Genomic DNA, 19,126 nt, shown 5'->3' on the forward strand with positions numbered 1-19,126 from the left:
CAGCGGGTTTTCCGCTTCGACCTCTGGCATTACCAGCGCGCCATCCGCGTTGATCACCCCCTGAATCGCATGAGGCCGCACCCATTTGCCGCGATTCGCCAGCACAGCGGTGGCCGTGGCCAGCTGCAACGGCGTTGCCAGCATATACCCCTGGCCGATACTGAGGTTCAGCGAATCACCGGGGTACCAGGGCTGATTGTAACGACCACGTTTCCAATCCTTATTTGGCAGCAAGGCATCATCCGCCTCGGGCAGGTCCAGGCTGGTTACCTGACCGAAGCCGAAACGGCCGAGATAATCCGACATGTTGTCGATACCGGTTTTGTAGCCCGCATCGTAGAACCAGACATCGCAGGATTGTGCCAGGGCCAGGTTCAGATCCACCCGGCCATGGCCCCAGCGCTTCCAGTCGCGGTATTTGCGTCCGCCCTTGGTCAGCTGGTAGAAACCGGGGTCCCAGACTGTGTGTTCGATACTGACTGAGCCGCTGTCGATCGCCGACAGCGCAGTGAAAGGTTTCAGCGTGGAGCCGGGCGGGTAACGACCGCGAATTGCCCGGTTGTACAGCGGCAGATCTTTGGAATCCCGCAGTTCCGCGTAATCCTTGCTGGAAATCCCGGTGACGAACAGGTTGGGGTCGTAGCCGGGTTCGCTGACCAGGGCCAGAATCTCGCCGTTACGCGGATCGATGGCCACGATCGAAGCGCGCCGCCCGGCAATCAGCGTTTCAGAAAACTGCTGCAGCTTGAGGTCCAGACTCAGCTGTATATCGCGGCCAGGCACCGGATCCTGGCGTTCCAGCACCCTCAGCACACGGCCACGGGCGTTGGTTTCTACCTTCTGGAAACCGACCTGGCCATGCAGCAGTGGCTCGTAGAATTTCTCAATACCGAGTTTGCCGATGTAGTGGGTGGCGGCGTAGTTTTCCGGGTCCAGCCGCTGCAGTTCACGCTCGTTGATCCGTCCCACATAGCCCAGCGCATGCACCAGCGAGGCGCCATAGGGGTAATAACGCACCAGGTCGGCCTCGACCTGCACTCCCGGCAACTGCTGGTAATTGACGGAGATCTCGGCAATCTCCTTCTCGGTCAGGCTGAATTTCAGCGGCACCGAGGTGAAAGGCCGTCGACGCTGATGCAGACGCCGCTTGAAGCGCTCGATATCGTTCGCTTCCAGATCGATGATCTGGCCGATACGGGCGATGGTCGCGTCCATGTCATCGACCTCCTCCTTCAGCAGGGTCAGGCTGAAGTCGGGGCGGTTGTCGGCCAGCAGCGTGCCGTTGCGGTCGTAGATCAGTCCACGCCGGGGTGCCACCGGCTGCAGCTGAACACGGTTATTCTCGGAGATCGCCGCATAACGGTCATGTTCGATCACCTGCAGGAAGTAGACCCGGCCCACCAGCACGGCCATCATCAGAACCACGATCACCATCGCAATTACCGCACGATTGGCGAAGGTTCTGCCCTCCTGTGAATAGTCTTTAAGTCGCTCGGGAGCCGCCATGGAGTTCGCTATTTATGGTAGGGGTGGCCCTGCAGCAGGGTCCAGGCGCGATAGACTTGTTCCGCCAGCAGAATACGCACCAGCGGATGAGGCAGGGTCAGCTTCGACAGTGACCATTTCTGATCGGCGCAAGCAACGCAGCGCGGGTCCAATCCATCGGGACCGCCCACCAGCAGGCAGAGATTCTGGCCCGACATGCGCCAGTCTTCGGCCTGTTCCGCGAGCTGCTCTGTGGACCAGCTGCGACCATCCACGGTCAGCGCAATCACCCGGTCACCCTTGGGGATGGCGGCCAGCATGGCATCGCCTTCGCTGCGGATCGCCCGCGCCAGATCGGCTCCCTTGCCGCGGTGCCCCATCGGCAGCTCCACCAGTTCAAGGCGGAAATCGGCCGGCAGGCGGCGGACATACTCATCGTAGCCTTCGCTGACCCAGCCGGGCATCTTGCTGCCAACAGCAATCAGTCTTATCCGCATCGATCAGTCGGCGTCTGCAGCGGCGTCACTGTCGGCATCGAACGACCAGAGACGTTCGATATCATAGAAGCTGCGCGCGTCCGGCATCATCACGTGAACAACCACATCGCCCAGGTCGACCAGTACCCAGTCACCGACGCCCTGGCCTTCGATACCCACAGGCTGGATACCCTGCTCTTTCACCTTGTCGAGCACTTCCTGTGCCACGGACATGACGTGACGTTTGGAGGTACCGCTGGCGACTACCATGCAATCGGTAACGCTTGATTTGCCGGCGACATCCAGGGTCACCACATCACGGGCTTTCATATCCTCAAGCGCACTCAGCACGAGGGTGATCAACTGATCGGTCTGCATCGGGTTTTCGTTACCTATTTTGGAAGCCATAAAGTCTGTTTGATTGAATATAGTCCCACACCGCATCAGGCATGAGATAACGTGGTGAGCGTCCGCTCGCGACCAGGTGACGAATCTGCGTCGCCGAGATCCCGAGCGGAGTCAGTTCATGAATCAGCACCTTGCCGGCAGGCGCGCTCAGCAGCTCCGCCTTGGAGTTGGCCGCGTGCTGTTCGGTAAATGCCCGCATCCCGTGATCCAGCGCCAGCGGATAGCCGGGCCGGGTCACCACCAGGATGTGGCACAGGTCGATAAAACGCTCCCACTGATGCCACTTGGAGAGCGTCATGTAGGCATCCATCCCCATTACCATACAGAGTGGCCGGGCGGCGCCAAGTTCCTGACGCAGGGATTCCAGCGTCAGCAACGAGTAGGAGGGTTTATCCGACAGGATTTCACGGTCGTCTGCCGTCAGCGACGGCTCATCGGCCACCGCCAGCTCTACCATCGCCAGGCGCTGCTCCGAGGTACAGCCGGGCTCGTCTCTATGCACCGGCATCTTCGACGGAATCAGGCAGACTTCGGGAATATCCAGCCACTGCTGGATCTCGAGCGCCGTGCGCAGGTGACCGTTGTGGACGGGATCGAAAGTCCCGCCCATAAACACGAATGGAGCGTTCTCAGGCATCGGTCACTGCCGCACCTGCCCGTCGCCCAGCACCACATATTTCTGTGATGTCAGCCCCTCCAGCCCCACCGGGCCACGCGCGTGGATCTTGTCGGTGGAGATACCGATTTCGGCGCCCAGACCGTATTCGAAGCCATCGGCAAAGCGGGTCGAGGCGTTGACCATCACCGAACTGGAATCCACCTCACGCAGGAACGCCCGCGCCTTGGTGTAATTCTCGGTAATGATCGCATCGGTGTGATGCGAGCCCCAGCGGTTGATATGCTCGATCGCCTCGGCCATGTTATCCACTACCCTAACTGCGAGAATCGGCGCCAGGTATTCCGTGGCCCAGTCTTCCTCGCTGGCTTCGTTCACCTGCGGCAGCAGTTCGCGGGTAGCGGCGCAGCCACGCAGCTCCACACCCAGCTCGGCGTAGTGCTCGGCCAGCTCCGGCAAAACCTCGGCAGCAACGGCACGGTTCACCAGCAGGGTTTCCATGGTGTTGCAGGTGCCGTAACGGTGCGTCTTGGCATTGATGGCAATATTGATCGCCTTGCTCTTGTCCGCCTGATCGTCGATATAGACGTGGCAGATGCCATCCAGATGTTTGATGACGGGCACCCGGGCATCGCTGGAGATACGTTCGATCAAACCTTTGCCGCCACGCGGCACGATGACATCGACATATTCGGGCATGGTGATCAGTTCACCGACCGCGGCACGGTCAGTGGTTTCCACCACCTGCACCGCTTCCGCCGGCAGGCCGGCTTCGGTCAGCCCCTGGCTGACGCAGGCGGCGATGGCGTGGTTGGAATGGATCGCCTCGGAGCCACCGCGAAGAATCGTGGCGTTGCCGGATTTCAGGCACAGACTGGCCGCCTCTACCGTCACATTCGGGCGCGATTCGTAAATGATGCCGATAACACCCAGCGGCACCCGCATTTTGCCGATCTGGATGCCGGACGGGCGGTAATTCATATCGGTGATACCGCCAATCGGATCCGGCAACGACGCCACCTGGCGCAGGCCTTCGATCATGGTATCGATGCGCGCCGGAGTCAGCTCCAGGCGATCCAGCATCGCCGCGTCCAGACCGTTGGCGCGACCGTTCTCAAGATCTTTCTGGTTGGCTGCCGCCAACTGTTCGCGGCTGGCATCCAGTACGCGCGCCATCGCGTCGAGCGCGGCGTTCTTCGAACCGGTATCGGCACGGGCCATCAGACGCGAGGCCGCACGTGCTTTCTGTCCCAGTTCGGACATGTATTCTGCTACGTTCATCCCACAGTGTTCCGGGTTGGTGCATTGAAGCGGACATTATACCGTGAATCGAGCCACGCTTGACACTCTCAGAGCCTCCTTTCCGGGCTGTGACTGCAGATCGCTAGCTGCTATCATCCGGCGGATCATCCCCAATTTCCGGCCGCCAACCTGACCCGAGAGCAGATGGATCGCCCCACACCCAGCGCAGACAAACGCGGACTCCTCAAACAACTACTGCCGGTGGCCGGGATACTGGTTGTCTGCCTGCTGCTGAGCACAGCCCTGCTTTTTTACAGTGCCGAAAGAAATGCAGAGCAGGAGGCGCGTGACTATGGCCAGAATATCGGCCGGGCCACCGCCATCCTGATCCAGCCCCTGCTGCTGGCAGACGACCGCATCAGTCTGAACTACGTGTTCAACGAACTGAACAAACAACCCCAGCTCAACGGCCTGAACCTGATCGACGCCAACCGCCTGCCGGTGGCTGTGGCCGGCAGCCAGTCGGGCCTGCGCCAGACCCTGGAGCTGAGCCGCGATGATGAACGCCTTGGCGAGCTGACTCTCTGGGTCGAACCCGAATACAGCCGTACGATGCTGCTGAACCAGTTAATGGAAGCCGGGGCTCTCGGGCTTGCCACCCTGATACTGACCCTGCTGACACTCTGGTTTACGCTCAAGCGCAACGCGCGGCCAGCCGTCCCCGAAGCGACCGATTTCCGTACCCTGGCCACGGATGTGGCACCAGGCTTTGATGCCTATATCGATGACGAGGACGATGAGCTCCGGACCGCCACCGGGCCTGAACCCTACCGGCGTGACACCCAGGTAAGCCCTGCCCAGAGTGAACCCCGGGGCAGCGATGATGCCCTGGCATTTGAAGACCTTTCCGGCGACGCGCTGGATGATGACCCGGATGAGCCGCTGAGCTTTGCCGACGAGGCGCCCGATGTTGCCTACAAAAAAGCGCCGGAAGACAGGGCGGAGATTACCGACTTTGAGCCCCAGCTGAATTCCTGGCTGAAACCGATGGATAATCAGGCTGAGCGCGAGAGCCCAACGGTCGACGAGCCAGGGACGGAACAGCTAGAGCCTCAGGCCGCTACAGCAGCGGAAACCAGCGACCGCGACGACAACCGGGAGCTGGTCGAACTGCTGCGCCCCTCCCGCGGCCGCCAGGGCATGCCGCCGTTCACTCCCCAGGACCACCGCGATGAAGACAGTGATGAAGCGATCGCACCGGATATGGACCAGGTGGAGTTTGACGACAGCGCTGAGGCACAGCCGGCCGAAAAGCCCCGGCTGTCAGTGGTTAAGCCACTGGGCTCACGAGCCGAGGAGCAGCTTGGACTCTACACCCTGGAGCAGGAACTGGAACTGATGCTGCAGGCGAAAGATGCCGGCTACCTGTTCCTGATCGACGCGACCAGCGCTCGCTCCGAGAACATCAGCGAAGAGGAACGTCAGCAGTTGCTGCGCCCCTATCGCACCCTGGCCAACTCCGTGGCCCATATCTACAGCGGGCGGGTGGAGCCCGGCCAGGACGGCGACCTGCAGCTTTTCTTTGATGAACCCAAGGATGACGACAGCCACGGCATCAATGCCCTCTGCAGCGCCATGCTGTTCAGCTACCTGTACCGCCACTACAACCAGCACCGCATCCGCCAGTTCAAACCGGTGATCAATCTACATCTGGCACTGGTGCGTGGCAGGCATGAGCGACTGGACCGGCTGCAGGAAGAAGCACACTTTCTGACCCGCACCACCGAAAGCAACGAACTGATCAGTCACACCGCGCTGACCGAGTCACCGGAGCTGAAAGCCACACTGCTGGAAAACGCTGATATCCGTCGCGAGGACGAGGACAAGGTGCTGATTCTGAAGGTTGCCAAGTCCTACCAGGACCTGCTGGAGAAACAGGCACGCCACCTGCTATCCAAGCTGCAGAGCCGGGAACAGGAGCAGGCGGGGAATTAAGCGCCCTGGTTCAAATCAACCACCCTGCCAAACCCAATCGGCGCGAGGTTGTTATGCCCTTTGGGTGCGCGCCTCCTACTGGGTGCCGTTCCGAGTAGGAGCGGCGACCCCGTCGCGATCAACCGCCGATGCCCGAAATAAACAGCGTGCCAAGCCCAATCGGCACGGGGCGCGCCTCCCCCGCACGCCCCGCCGGGTTTACTCCTCCGCCTTCGCGGCGGAGATCACATCCATACCATCAACACGCTGATAGCCCCGTGGCAGCTTGCTGCCGCGGCGACCGCGCTCGCCACGGTAATGTTCCAGGTCGGCGCCCTTGAGTTTCAGGTGCTGACGCCCGGCGTGAATCACCAGCGTATCCTCCGGTGAGAAGGTCTGGATCGCCACCATCAGCTCTTCACCGCTGGCCGCAGCGGCAGATGGAATGTTGATAATCTTGTTGCCCTTGCCGCGGCCAAGCTGTGGCAGCTCGGAGACCGGGAACACCAGCAGCCGTCCGGTGGAGCTCACCGCCGCCAGCAGTTCGGTATCAGGCGCCTGCACAGTTACCGGCGCCAGCACCCTGGCATTCTTTGGCAGTGTCAGCACCGCCTTGCCGTTCTTGGTCTTGGAGGTCAGATCCTCTATGCGGGTGACAAAGCCGTAACCGGCATCCGAGGCCATCAGAATCTGGTCCTTGTCGCGGCCGGAGGTGAGGCCATCGACCACCGCCCCCTTGGGAAAGGTCAGCTTGCCGGTGACCGGCTCACCCTGCCCCCGAGCCGATGGCAGGGTATGGGTATCAAGCGTATAGCTGCGTCCGGTGGAGTCGAGCAGAATCGTCGGTTGGTTCATCCGCCCCGGGCAGGCCAGCTTGAAACCATCACCGGACTTGTAGCTCAGCCCTTCCGCATCGATATCGTGCCCCTTGGCGGCACGGATCCAGCCCTGTTTGGACAGTACAATGGTGACCGGGTCGGCGCTGAGCAGGTCTTTTTCACTGAACGCCTGGGCTTCTTCTCGCTCGACCAGCGGCGAGCGGCGCTCGTCTCCGAACTCTTTTGCGGTGGCTTCGATCTCTTCGCGGATCAGCTTGCGCATCAGCTTGTCCGAACCCAGGGTTTCTTCCAGCTGCTTGCGCTCTTCGCTCAGTTCATCCTGCTCACCACGGATCTTGAACTCTTCGAGTTTGGCCAGGTGACGCAGTTTAAGATCGAGGATCGCATCCGCCTGGATACCAGTCAGGCCGAAACGGCTCATCAGCTCCTGCTTGGGCTCATCCTCATGACGGATAATCGCGATCACCTCATCAATATTGAGGTAGGCCACCATCAGGCCTTCGAGGATATGCAGGCGGTCGATCACCTTCTGCAGACGGTGCTGCAGGCGGCGGCGTACCACGTCGGTACGCCAGGTCAGCCATTCGGTAAGGATCTGACGCAGATCCTTCACCTGCGGGCGGCCATCGATGCCGATCATGTTCAGGTTGACGCGGTAGCTGCGCTCCAGGTCGGTGCTGGCGAACAGGTGCGCCATCAGCTGCTCGGTATCGATACGGTTCGAGCGCGGTACCACCACCAGGCGGGTCGGGTTCTCATGGTCCGATTCATCACGCAGGTCGGACACCATCGGCAGCTTCTTCTGCTGCATCTGCTGGGCGATCTGCTCCAGCACCCGGGCGCCTGACACCTGGTACGGCAGCGCGGTGATGACGATCTCGCCATCCTCCTTGCTGTAGACAGCACGCGCTTTCACCGAGCCACGGCCGGTGCGGTAAAGCTTGAGCAGCTCCTCACGCGGCGTGATGATCTCGGCATCGGTGGGGAAGTCCGGCCCCGGCACAAACTCGCTGAGCTGCTCCACATCGGCAGAGGGGTGCTTGAGCAGGTGAACACAGGCCTTGGCTACTTCGTTCAGGTTATGCGGTGGAATATCGGTGGCCATGCCGACCGCGATACCGGTGCCACCGTTAAGCAGTACGTTGGGCAGTCGCGCCGGCAGCACTTCCGGCTCATTCATCGTACCGTCAAAGTTGGGCACCCACTCAACGGTGCCCTGGCCCAGCTCGCTGAGCAGCACCTCGGAGTAGCGCGACAGCTTGGATTCGGTGTAACGCATGGCCGCGAACGACTTGGGATCATCCTGGGAGCCCCAGTTGCCCTGGCCATCGACCAGTGGATAACGGTAGCTGAACGGCTGCGCCATCAGCACCATCGCCTCGTAACAGGCGGAGTCACCGTGGGGGTGGAACTTACCCAGTACATCACCGACGGTTCGCGCCGACTTCTTGTACTTGGCCGTGGCCTTGAGGCCCAGTTCCGACATGGCGTAGACAATACGTCGCTGTACCGGCTTCATGCCGTCGCCGATATGCGGCAACGCCCGGTCCAGGATCACATACATTGAATAGTCGAGATAAGCCTTCTCGGTAAAGTCACGCAACGAGAGTTTCTCGGTGCCATTTTCCACGGTGGTCTCTACACTCATTCGGGCTTCCTGTTCACGCAAAACGAAACTCCGCTGCCTGCAGCGGACGTCGCGAGTATGCCATCTACCTGTCAAAGCGTCATCCCGGCGCTCGCCAGATCGGAACAAGCCAGATCAGAACAAGACTCTGATTCGCTAACGCTTTTGCGCGGTTTCAGACTAATCTGCCATAAGCACACGGAGCCGGAGACTGCTCACAATACCCCCGTGATCATGGAGATTCGCCATGCCTGTGAATAACAACCGCCTGCTGCTGGAGCTGGAAAATTACCGCCGCGAGATCAACCGCGAGATCATCAATCCGCAATTCCCCGAGCTGTCCCTGGAAGACCTCAAGCCCCTGTTGAGCATGGTGGCCCACGCCCGCGCCAGCTATGTGCGCGAGCTGCTCGATATTGCCAGTTCCGGCAACGAGGGTGGACCCAGCCAGGAGCAGATCAAACAGCTGAAAAACCACCGCGAGACCTTCGACGAGCTGGTGGCAGCCACCAACGCACTGGAGGCGGTGATCCATCGCGACTATCTGGATGTAAAATCCAGTTCATCGCATGGAGACTGACCGCAATGCTCAGAACCGCCACCACGCTCTTTCTGCTGCTACTCATGTTACCGGCCAGTGCCGCGGATAATCCGCTGGTGGGCAAACTCTGGTCGCCGGGCCAGCAACGCTTTATCGACTGGTCCGACTTTCATGCCGCGTTGCCAGCCCCTGGCTGGCTGCTGATCGGCGAGCAGCACGACAACCCGGACCATCATCGTATTCAGCAGGAGCTGATCACAACACTCGGCGAGCAGCAGCGCCTTGGCTATGTGGCCCTGGAGATGGCGTCCACGGACCGGCAGGCGACATTCGACCGGGTCTTCAGCTCAGGCGACGCCCCGACCATCGAGGCACTCGACTGGCAGGATGGCTGGCCCTGGTCTCTTTACCAGGCGCCGGTGGAAGCCGCATTCAAATGGAGCCAGGGGGTTCTGGCCGCCGATATCAACCGGGAATCGATGAGCCGGGTCTATCGTGACAAAGCCCCGGATGGCGAGCTGGAGCCGGCCCACGCCGATTTTATGCGCGATCTTCTATACGAAAGCCACTGCGGCCAGCTGCCACGCTCCCAGCTCGACCCCATGCGCCAGGTACAGCTGGCACGGGACCAGAGCATCGCCCGCGTACTGAGGCACAACACCCTTGCCGGTCGCACCGGCATACTGCTGACCGGCAGCATCCATGCGCGCAAGGATCTGGGCGTACCGCGCTGGCTGGATAGCACGCCCTCCTTCACGCTGATGTTGCAGGCGGTTGAGGAGAGCGAGCGGGCACAAAGCTACCAGCCCGAGACCTTTGGCAATTTTGCAACAGTGGACCTGATACTCTTCACCCCTGCCAGGGAAAACCCCGACTACTGCGCCGGGCTCAAAAAAGAGCAGTGATCTGCGCCAACAGCTGATCCAGCGCAGTCGCCCGGGGTTCCCATCACCGGACAGGGCGGCGTATATTTTGTGCATCGCACAATCTATCGTCGTCACTTCCAAACAGGGGACGTCAGGCTATGCCACACAGCATTATGATCGCGCCGGCTGGACTCGGCAGCGGTCTCACCACCACCGCGCTCGGGCTGGTCCACGCGCTTGAACAGCAGGGGATCCGCGTCGGTTTCTTCAAGCCAATTGCCCAGACCCGCAACGGCGACAGCACCGATCACAGCGTGGCGATCCTGCGCTCCACCAGCGCCTTCGCCATCGCCGACCCGATTCCCATGCGTGAGGCGGAGCATCTGATCAGCACCGGCCAGCAGGACCAGCTGCTGGAGCAGATCATCGAGCGGTTTCAGACCTGCTACGGCGAGATACCGGACGTGGTGGTCATCGAAGGGCTGGTCTCCACCCAGACCCAGCCCTACGCCAACACCGTCAACCGTGAGGTCGCCAAGGCACTGGATGCGGACGTGGTGCTGGTCGCCTCGCCAGGTCTGGATTCGGTAGAAGCCACCCAGGACCATATCGATATCGTTGCCCGCCTCTATGGCGGCATCGGCAACCCGAAAGTACTCGGCTGCATTCTCAACAAGCTGGACGCGCCGCTGGACCGGGAAGGCAATCCCAGGCCCGACCTGGCCATGGACGAAACCCAGACGCGCAGTTTTACCCTGGCCGAGCTGCAGACCGGGGCCAGCCTGTTCAACCCGGGTTTTCGCGTACTTGGCGGCATCCCCTGGGACGCGGCCATGGTGGCACCTCGCCTCTGCGATATCACCGAATACCTCGGTGCCAGCATCTTGAACACCGGCGAGATCACCACCCGCCGGGTCAGCAATATCACTCTCTGCGCCCAGACCCTGAGCAACGCCGCCAGCCACCTGCGCCCGGGCTCTCTGATCCTCACGCCGGGCGATCGCGAGGATATTATCCTCGCCGCCTGCCTGGCTGCGGGTAACGGTGTCGAGCTGGCCGGGCTGGTCCTGACCGGCGGTTTTCGCCCCTCAGAGCAGATAATGAAGCTATGTGCCAAAGGACTGGAATCCGGTCTGCCACTGGTGTGTGTGGATAGCGACAGCTGGCAGACGGTGCTCAACATCCCCCGCTTCTCGCTGGAGATCCCCGTCGATGATCGCGAGCGGATCAAACGGGTCAAGGAGTTCACCGCCGCTCACCTGGACCGCGACTGGCTTGCCTCGCTGCGCACCTGCAGCAGCGAGGTGCATCTCTCCCCCGCCGCTTTCCGCTACCAGCTGACGCTGAGAGCCCGCGCAGCCAACCGCTGCATCGTCCTGCCGGAAGGTAACGAGCCCAGAACGATCCGAGCCGCGGCGATCTGCGCTCAACGCGGCATCGCACGCTCAATTCTGCTCGGCGATCCACAGGAGATCGCGGAACTGGCCCAGAATCAGGGCATACATCTGCCCGAGGGGGTGCAGATAATCGATCCCGAGCAGACCCGCGAGCACTATGTACCTCGGCTGATGCAACTCAGAGCCAGCAAGGGGATGACGGAGCTTCAGTCCCGGGACGAGCTGCAGGACAACGTGATGCTCGGCACACTGATGCTGGAAGCGGACGAAGTAGATGGCCTGGTAAGCGGTGCCGTTCACACCACGGCCAACACCATCCGCCCACCGCTGCAGCTGATCCGCACCGCCGCCAACACCAGCCTGGTCTCGTCGGTCTTCTTTATGCTGCTGCCGGATCAGGTACTGGTTTACGGTGACTGTGCCATCAACCCCGACCCCAACGCCGAGCAGCTGGCCGATATCGCCATCCAGAGCGCCGACTCTGCCGCCGCCTTCGGCATACCGCCTCGGGTGGCGATGATCAGTTACAGCACCGGCCAGTCCGGCCAGGGCGCCGATGTGGACAAGGTGCGCAAGGCCACCGCCCTAGCACAGCAGAAGCGTCCCGACCTGTTGATTGACGGCCCCCTGCAATATGACGCGGCCATCATGGAAAGCGTTGCCCGTAGCAAAGCCCCGGACAGCCCCGTAGCAGGTCGTGCCACCGTATTCATCTTCCCCGACCTGAATACCGGCAACACCACCTACAAGGCGGTGCAGCGCAGTGCCGACGTAATCAGTATCGGCCCGATGCTGCAGGGCATGCGCAAACCGGTTAATGACCTGTCCCGGGGCGCACTGGTGGAGGATATCGTTTTCACCATCGCGCTCACGGCGATACAGGCTGCGGCTGGCGGGCAACAGGGATCTGCTTGACGAACCTCAACGAATCTCAGGGTTGAAGGAGTTATAGATTGCAGGAACTGGGGTTGAATCTTTCGAAGTCTAATCCCACCGAGATAATCCCCAGCGACCAAGTCCAGCAACCAGGGTCGCCGATTAAGGATAGCTATCAACAACCTTGGAATAATCAATTTCTCATATCCAACTGAGAAACCTATTCTAGATCCTGTCGAAACGCTACTGACAAACCTAAAGGAGATTAGACATGGCTCAGCCAATCAACACCCCGATCAAGCCGTTCACCGCTACTGCATTCAAAAACGGCGAATTCATCGAAGTTTCTGACGCTGACCTGAAAGGCCAGTGGTCCGTATTCTTCTTCTACCCGGCTGACTTCACCTTCGTTTGCCCGACCGAACTGGGCGACGTTGCTGACCACTACGAAGAGCTGCAGAAGCTGGGCGTCGAAGTTTACTCTGTTTCCACCGACACTCACTTCGTCCACAAAGCATGGCACGACGCTTCCGAAACCATCGGCAAGATCAAGTACACCATGATCGGCGATCCGAACTGGACTGTTACCACCAACTTCGACGTACTGCGTGAAGGCCAGGGTCTGGCAGACCGCGCTACCTTCATCGTCGATCCGGAAGGCATCATCCAGGCGGCTGAAGTAACCGCTGAAGGCATCGGCCGTGAAGCTGAAAGCCTGATCCGCAAGATCAAAGCGGCTCAGTACGTTGCTTCCCACCCGGGTGAAGTTTGCCCGGCGAAGTGGAAAGAAGGCGAAGCTACTCTGGCACCGTCTCTGGACCTGGTCGGCAAGATCTAAGACCGGTTCCACACAAGGCTGCCCCGAGGTATTTGCGTTTCAAGTACCCGGGCGCAGCCCGCCCTTCAAGATTTTTTAAATCACCAATGCAGGACAGGCTCATGTTGGATGCAAACCTGAAACAGCAACTGACTTCCTATCTGCAGGCGCTGGTTACTCCGATTGAGATAACCCTGTCTGCAGACGACTCAGCCAAGGGCAAAGAGCTGCGCGAACTGGCGCAGGAGATCGCCCCTCTGTCTGACAAAATTTCCCTGAACGAAGAGGGCAACGCCGCTCGCAAACCGAGCATGGCGGTATCCCCCGAGGGTGTGACTCCTCGCGTTCATTTCGCCGGTATCCCGATGGGACACGAGTTTACCTCGTTGGTACTGGCCCTGCTGCAGAACGGCGGCTATCCGCCGAAAGTGGCTGAAGATCAGATCGAACAGATCAAGGCACTGGACAAGGAGCTGCACTTCGAGACCTACATCTCGCTCTCCTGCCAGAACTGCCCGGACGTGGTTCAGGCGCTGAACCTGATGGCCACGCTGAACCCGAAGATCACTCACACCATGATCGACGGCGGCGTGTTCCCGGATGAGGTGAGCGAGCGCAACATCATGGCCGTTCCCAGTGTGTTCCTGAACGGCGAAGCCTTCGGCCAGGGCCGCATGACCCTGCCGGAGATCCTGAACAAGGTCGACGACGGCGCCGCCGAGCGCAAGGCTGCCGAGCTGTCCGAGAAAGAACCCTACGACCTGCTGGTCGTCGGTGGTGGCCCGGCCGGTGCCGCGGCGGCAATCTACGCTGCGCGTAAAGGTATCCGTACCGGTATCGTCGCCGAGCGTTTCGGTGGCCAGGTGATGGACACGGTGGGGATCGAGAACTTCATCTCCACCAAGTACACCGAAGGCCCCAAGCTGGTTGCCAGCCTGGAAGAGCATGTCCGCGATTACGACGTGGATATCATCACCGAGCAGAAAGCTTCTAAGTTACGTCGCGAAGGTCAGGTTGAGGTCGACCTGGAAAGTGGCGCCACCCTGAAGAGCCGCGCCGTAGTATTGGCTACCGGTGCCCGCTGGAGACAGATGAACGTCCCCGGTGAGAAAGAGTACAGCGGCAAGGGCGTGGCCTACTGCCCGCACTGTGACGGTCCTCTGTTCAAGGGTAAGAGCGTGGCAGTAATCGGTGGTGGCAACTCCGGTATCGAAGCGGCTATCGACCTGGCCGGTATCGTCAAGGATGTCACCGTACTCGAATTCGGCGACACCCTGCGCGCAGATGAAGTACTGGTGCGCAAGGCGGAATCGATGCCGAACATCAGGATCATCAAGGAAGCCGCTACCACCCAGGTGAACGGCGATGGCGAACGTGTCACCGGTCTGACCTACACCGACCGTGCCAGCGGCGAATCCCACGACGTGGATGTGGCCGGTATCTTCGTCCAGATCGGACTGGTACCGAACAGCGAATGGCTCAAGGGCGATCTGGAGCTGTCCAAATTTGGCGAGATCGAGATCGGTGCCAAGGGTGAAACATCCATGCCGGGCGTCTTCGCCGCAGGTGATGTGACTACCGTGCCGTTCAAACAGATCATTATCGCCATGGGAGCCGGCGCCACCGCATCACTGGGTGCCTTCGACTACCTGATTCGCGAGTCGGTACCGGAGAAGGACGAGGCAGCTGCCTGAGCCCAGCTGACTTGGAGATCCCGGCACCACACCCGCCCCGGCTTTAGGCCGGGGCTTCTTTTTATCCACAGCTCAGCGCTTTCCAACGCCCCAGCCTCACCCCTTAGCTCACCCCTTTACCTCAGGCGCTCGCATCAACTCCAGGCCTGAATGTTTGACCTGCAACAGGCCAGGCCGTCTTCCACTTTGTAATGCGACTGATAATATGTATCATTTGTAATTACCTTGACGTTTTGTCAGGTTATTCATCCCGATCAGGCGCGTGCCGGGCAGGCGTATTGGCAGGTATAGAGGGCGACTCATGAAGTTATATCGCAACAGAGCTCCACTGGTGGCGACTGTGCTACTGGGTACACTGCTCGCCGGCTGCCAGTCAGGTAGCGGCACCGCGCAAACCCAGGGCGCAGAAACGCTGGCCGAGCTGGGTCAGCGGCTCTATTTCGACGTCAACCTGTCAAAAAACCGCACCCAGTCCTGCGCCAGCTGCCATGATCCTGCCAGCGGATTCGTGGATCCCAAGGGCACCCCTGACTCGCTTGGCGACGATGGCAGCTCCCACGGCGGCCGCAATGCGCCCACCGCCAGCTACGCCGCCTTTTCCCCTGAATTCCATCAGAGCGAAGATGGCAGCTACAAGGGCGGACAGTTTCATGATGGCCGCGCCGCAACCTTAGCCGATCAGGCCATGGGACCACCGCTGAACCCGGCGGAGATGGGGATGACCAGCAAGGCAGCGATTATCGAGCGGCTGCGCGAGGACGCCTACTATCAGCAGAGTTTCGCCAGGCTGTTTGACGCCGCAATTTTGAGCGATACGGAGCGTGCCTACCAGGCCCTTGGCGACAGCATCGAGGCGTTTGAGCAGACCGAATTTTTCTCGCCCTTCGATTCGAAATACGACCGCTACCTGCGTGGCGAATACGAGATGACCGCCGAGGAGGAGCTTGGCCGCACCCTGTTCTTCTCCCAGCAGTTCACCAACTGCAACCAGTGTCATCAGCTCAGCCAGACGCCGATGTACAAGCGGGAGACATTCACCGATTACAGCTACCACAACATCGGCGTACCGGTGAACCCGGCGCTTGAGCGAGATACTGACCTGGGTCTTTCGGCCAACGCCAGCATCGATGACCCGACCCGTGACGGCAAATTCAAGGTGCCGACCCTGCGCAACGTGGCGGTCACAGGCCCCTACATGCATAACGGCGTCTTTGAGGATCTACGTACCGTGGTGCTGTTTTATGACCACTACAACAGCCGCAATCCGGCCCGGGCGATCAACCCGGAAACCGGTAATGCCTGGAACGACGCCGAGGTGAACCGCAACCTGTCGGAAGAGATCCTGAAGGACGCCCCTGCCCTGGATGATCGCCGCGTCGATGCCCTGGTCGCCTTTATGAAAACCCTGACCGACCAACGTTACGAAGCGCAGTAGGAAGCTCGCCCTCGCGCCGATTGAACCCGGTAAAGCGGTTATTCAAAACCACCGCGGATGATCGCGGCGAGGTCGCTGCTGCTACGGGAAATCATACATCGCGACCATTGTAGGACGCCGATTGATTCAGGCACGGAAGCAGAACGATAGATACAAACGCTAGCCTTCAAACGTCACACGCCCGTCCAGCGGCAACCTGACAACGTCCTCAGTGCAAGGCAATAACAGTTTTTAAGATATAAAGCAGAGATACAGCAGATACTGAAGCCAGTGGTGTTACGCGGTGCGGCCGTCAAGGCGCGCAGAAAAGAAGAGCAAGGGCTTTATTATTCTGTCCCCAGCCCTGGGGAGGGGCTGTTCTACCGGTCAGTGAGCGTGACGGTGGAACAGCGCGGTAACTTCGTGAGCAACCTGGGAAACCTTGGTAGAAACCCAGCTGGTCAGACCGTGGATCAGTTCAGCGATGTATTCAGCGCGCTCGATCTGGGCCAGGACGATCGGATCTTCGCAACCGTTGCGACGGGCGATTTCAGCAGTAGTAAGATTTTGTTCAGCCATGATGACACCTCTTTGGATTCGACTTTCGTTGAATGTCTAACTTGAGGCCTATGATACGGAGCCACCTGGCTGAGTTAAAACGATCCTTTCTTCATCCTTAGTTTAGATAAATTCAACTATCAGCCAGCCTGCTGCTTTTATTAGACCCGCCGGATATTGCCTGTCGGGCTCTCAGGCAACCCTGTCGTTTTCAATGCCAAACAGCAGGGATTCGCGCTGTCCAGAGAGGTTATGCTGCGCCAGCAAGGCATCGAAATAGCCGGGACCTAAGCGGGTATCACCATAAAGTACGGCACCGATAAGACGCCCTTCGTTGAGCCAGAGTTTACGATATTCTCGCTGCGCCAGATCCAGGTACTCGATCGCCTGAGCGTCCTTGGCATCGATCTCGCCACAGGAAAACAGTGAGATACCGCTCACCTTTAGCTGGGTCGCTATGGGCTGCTCGCTATACTCGTGCTCCTGACCGCTCAATACCTGCGCCAGCACCTCAGCCTGGCGCCAGATCGGTGCAACCAGACCATAGGTCTGCCCCTGGAATTCACAGCACTCGCCCAGGGCGTACACCCGCTCATCGCTGGTGCGCATCCGCGCATCCACAGCGATCGCCCGGTGACAGCTAAGACCTGCCTCCCTGGCCAGAGCAGTTTCCGGCGTGATGCCAGCAGCGACCACCACCAGGTCGGCGTCCAGCATCTGACCATCCTTGAGCATCACCTGGCTGACGCGCCCCCGGTCTCCCTGCAGCATTTCGATGCCTGCGCCGGTTAATATTTTTAGGCCGCGCTCTTCCAGCGTTGCCTGTAGCAACCCGGCTGCGCTCCTGTCCAGCTGGCGGTTCAACAGCCAGGGACCACGCTGCAATACGCAGGTCTGCATGCCCAGCTTTCTCAAGCCCTCAGCGGCTTCCAGCCCCAGCAGACCGCCACCGACTACGACCGCGCGCCCGCCTCTGGCGGCCCGGGCCTGCAGCTGCTCCACATCCGCCCAGGTTCGAAAGCCCATCACACCGTCAAGCTCGATCCCCGGCATCTCCGGCATCGCAGAACGGGAGCCGGTGGCAAACACCAGCCGGCGATACCGAACCACCTTTCCGCCCGCCGCTCTGACAAGTCTCGTGGCCGGGTCCACCTCCAGGACCGGATCGCCACACAGCAGCTCTATCCCCTGCTCTGCGTACCAGTCGATTTCGTTAAGCTCCACGTCACTCGCACCCAGCTCACCGGCCAAAAACGGTGACAGCAGCACCCGGTTGTACGCGGGCCTGGGCTCTTCACCGATGACCAGGATCGACTCGGGCCGGTTCGGCTGTTTGCACAACTCCTGCAGCAGCCGGTTAGCCGCCATGCCGTTACCGATGATCAGCAGATCGACCTGCTTTCTCATGACCTTATCCTTCCTTATCCGTCACTTAAGCCCGGGCCTGCTTTTTTTCCGCAGCCTCCTGGCTCGCGCCGGCAGCCTTCTGACTGCGGTGCTGACCGATATCCTCCACCTTGCGCTGCTTCTCATAAAGGAAGCTGAGCACTTCGTGGCGGTAATGGTTGTACTGGGGATCGTCCGCCAGCTGGATACGGTTACGGGGACGTTCCAGTTCGATATCCAGGATCTCGCCCACGGTAGCCGCGGGTCCGTTGGTCATCATGACGATGCGATCGGACAGCAGAACCGCTTCATCCACATCGTGGGTGATCATGATCACGGTGTTGTTCAGGTCCTTCTGGATCTCCATCAGCGAGTCCTGAAGGTGTGCACGGGTCAGTGCGTCCAGCGCGCCGAAGGGTTCGTCCATCAGCAGCACCTTGGGCTCCATGGCCAGCGCGCGGGCGATACCGACGCGCTGCTTCATGCCGCCGGAGATCTCATCCGGGCGCTTGTGCATGGCGTGGGTCATGTGGACAAGTTCCAGGTTATGCTCGATCCAGGCCTTCATCTCGGCCTTGGATTTCTTGCCCTTGAACACCTGCTTCACCGCCAGCTCCACGTTCTCGTAGGCGGTCAGCCAGGGCAGCAGCGAGTGGTTCTGGAACACTACGGCACGCTCAGGGCCCGGCTCGTTCACCTCTTTGCCATCCAGCACCACACCACCGGTGGTGGACTGGTACAGGCCGGCAACGATATTGAGCACAGTGGACTTACCGCAGCCGGAGTGGCCGATCAGCGAAACAAACTCACCCCGTGCGATCTTGAGGTTTACGTTATCCAACGCCTTGAAGGAGCCCTTCGGCGTCGGGAACTCGATGGAGACACCGGTCAGTTCGAGATGCTTAGACAT

At 60.2% G+C, this 19,126-nt stretch carries 15 protein-coding genes and 1 pseudogene; 7 read left to right on the top strand and 9 right to left on the bottom strand.

What is annotated here, in order from left to right; genetic code table 11:
* Positions 1 to 90 precede the first annotated feature (90 nt).
* From mrdA to ACQUQP_RS00025, 5 genes and pseudogenes are all read right to left on the bottom strand, one after another.
* Positions 91 to 1,506: pseudogene (gene mrdA, locus ACQUQP_RS00005) on the bottom strand (penicillin-binding protein 2); the annotation flags it as partial.
* Positions 1,507 to 1,514: 8 nt separating this feature from the next.
* Positions 1,515 to 1,982, bottom strand: coding sequence for a 23S rRNA (pseudouridine(1915)-N(3))-methyltransferase RlmH (rlmH, locus tag ACQUQP_RS00010; protein WP_432696793.1), 468 nt, complete (start codon positions 1,980 to 1,982; stop codon positions 1,515 to 1,517).
* 3 nt (positions 1,983 to 1,985) lie between these two features.
* Entirely contained in the window at positions 1,986 to 2,339 is a 354-nt protein-coding gene (gene rsfS / locus ACQUQP_RS00015; RefSeq protein ID WP_432698730.1) for a ribosome silencing factor, read from the bottom strand.
* A gap of 10 nt (positions 2,340 to 2,349) precedes the next feature.
* The gene (gene nadD / locus ACQUQP_RS00020; RefSeq protein ID WP_432696794.1) at positions 2,350 to 3,006 is read right to left on the bottom strand and encodes a nicotinate-nucleotide adenylyltransferase; all 657 of its coding nucleotides are present in this window, start codon (positions 3,004 to 3,006) and stop codon (positions 2,350 to 2,352) included.
* A 3-nt stretch (positions 3,007 to 3,009) separates the two neighbouring features.
* Positions 3,010 to 4,266 carry a glutamate-5-semialdehyde dehydrogenase gene (locus tag ACQUQP_RS00025; protein WP_432696795.1) on the bottom strand — a complete coding sequence of 419 codons (1,257 nt, stop codon included), beginning with the start codon at positions 4,264 to 4,266 and terminating at the stop codon, positions 3,010 to 3,012.
* Between the two features lie 165 nt (positions 4,267 to 4,431).
* On the opposite strand from ACQUQP_RS00025, the gene ACQUQP_RS00030 reads away from it, so the two are divergent.
* Positions 4,432 to 6,222, top strand: a complete 1,791-nt coding sequence (locus ACQUQP_RS00030; protein ID WP_432696796.1) for a hypothetical protein — start codon at positions 4,432 to 4,434, stop codon at positions 6,220 to 6,222.
* A gap of 198 nt (positions 6,223 to 6,420) precedes the next feature.
* On the opposite strand, the gene parC is transcribed toward ACQUQP_RS00030, so the two are convergent.
* Complete coding sequence (gene parC / locus ACQUQP_RS00035; RefSeq protein ID WP_432696797.1) at positions 6,421 to 8,688, bottom strand: DNA topoisomerase IV subunit A; 2,268 nt, start codon at positions 8,686 to 8,688, stop codon at positions 6,421 to 6,423.
* 226 nt (positions 8,689 to 8,914) lie between these two features.
* On the opposite strand from parC, the gene ACQUQP_RS00040 reads away from it, so the two are divergent.
* The 6 genes from ACQUQP_RS00040 to ACQUQP_RS00065 all read left to right on the top strand — a co-directional run bounded on the left by ACQUQP_RS00040 (position 8,915) and on the right by ACQUQP_RS00065 (position 16,293).
* On the top strand, positions 8,915 to 9,247 hold the full coding sequence (locus ACQUQP_RS00040; protein ID WP_432696798.1) for a hypothetical protein: 333 nt from the start codon (positions 8,915 to 8,917) through the stop codon (positions 9,245 to 9,247).
* Between the two features lie 5 nt (positions 9,248 to 9,252).
* The gene (locus ACQUQP_RS00045) at positions 9,253 to 10,113 is read left to right on the top strand and encodes a ChaN family lipoprotein (protein WP_432696799.1); all 861 of its coding nucleotides are present in this window, start codon (positions 9,253 to 9,255) and stop codon (positions 10,111 to 10,113) included.
* A gap of 119 nt (positions 10,114 to 10,232) precedes the next feature.
* Complete coding sequence (gene pta, locus ACQUQP_RS00050; protein WP_432696800.1) at positions 10,233 to 12,386, top strand: phosphate acetyltransferase; 2,154 nt, start codon at positions 10,233 to 10,235, stop codon at positions 12,384 to 12,386.
* 232 nt (positions 12,387 to 12,618) lie between these two features.
* Positions 12,619 to 13,185, top strand: coding sequence for an alkyl hydroperoxide reductase subunit C (ahpC, locus tag ACQUQP_RS00055; protein ID WP_432696801.1), 567 nt, complete (start codon positions 12,619 to 12,621; stop codon positions 13,183 to 13,185).
* A 101-nt stretch (positions 13,186 to 13,286) separates the two neighbouring features.
* Entirely contained in the window at positions 13,287 to 14,858 is a 1,572-nt protein-coding gene (gene ahpF / locus ACQUQP_RS00060) for an alkyl hydroperoxide reductase subunit F (protein ID WP_432696802.1), read from the top strand.
* A 301-nt stretch (positions 14,859 to 15,159) separates the two neighbouring features.
* Positions 15,160 to 16,293, top strand: a complete 1,134-nt coding sequence (locus ACQUQP_RS00065; protein WP_432696803.1) for a cytochrome-c peroxidase — start codon at positions 15,160 to 15,162, stop codon at positions 16,291 to 16,293.
* A 366-nt stretch (positions 16,294 to 16,659) separates the two neighbouring features.
* Here the strand turns inward: ACQUQP_RS00065 and ACQUQP_RS00070 are convergent, their stop codons facing one another.
* The 3 genes from ACQUQP_RS00070 to ACQUQP_RS00080 all read right to left on the bottom strand — a co-directional run bounded on the left by ACQUQP_RS00070 (position 16,660) and on the right by ACQUQP_RS00080 (position 19,126).
* Positions 16,660 to 16,851, bottom strand: a complete 192-nt coding sequence (locus ACQUQP_RS00070) for a hypothetical protein (protein WP_432696804.1) — start codon at positions 16,849 to 16,851, stop codon at positions 16,660 to 16,662.
* Positions 16,852 to 17,022: 171 nt separating this feature from the next.
* Positions 17,023 to 18,237: an NAD(P)/FAD-dependent oxidoreductase gene (locus tag ACQUQP_RS00075; protein ID WP_432696805.1), complete on the bottom strand. Its 1,215-nt coding sequence runs from the start codon at positions 18,235 to 18,237 to the stop codon at positions 17,023 to 17,025.
* Between the two features lie 25 nt (positions 18,238 to 18,262).
* Positions 18,263 to 19,126, bottom strand: a complete 864-nt coding sequence (locus ACQUQP_RS00080) for an ABC transporter ATP-binding protein (RefSeq protein WP_432696806.1) — start codon at positions 19,124 to 19,126, stop codon at positions 18,263 to 18,265.

The organism is Marinobacterium sp. YM272, from assembly GCF_050908845.1.
Taxonomy (GTDB): domain Bacteria; phylum Pseudomonadota; class Gammaproteobacteria; order Pseudomonadales; family Balneatricaceae; genus Marinobacterium_D.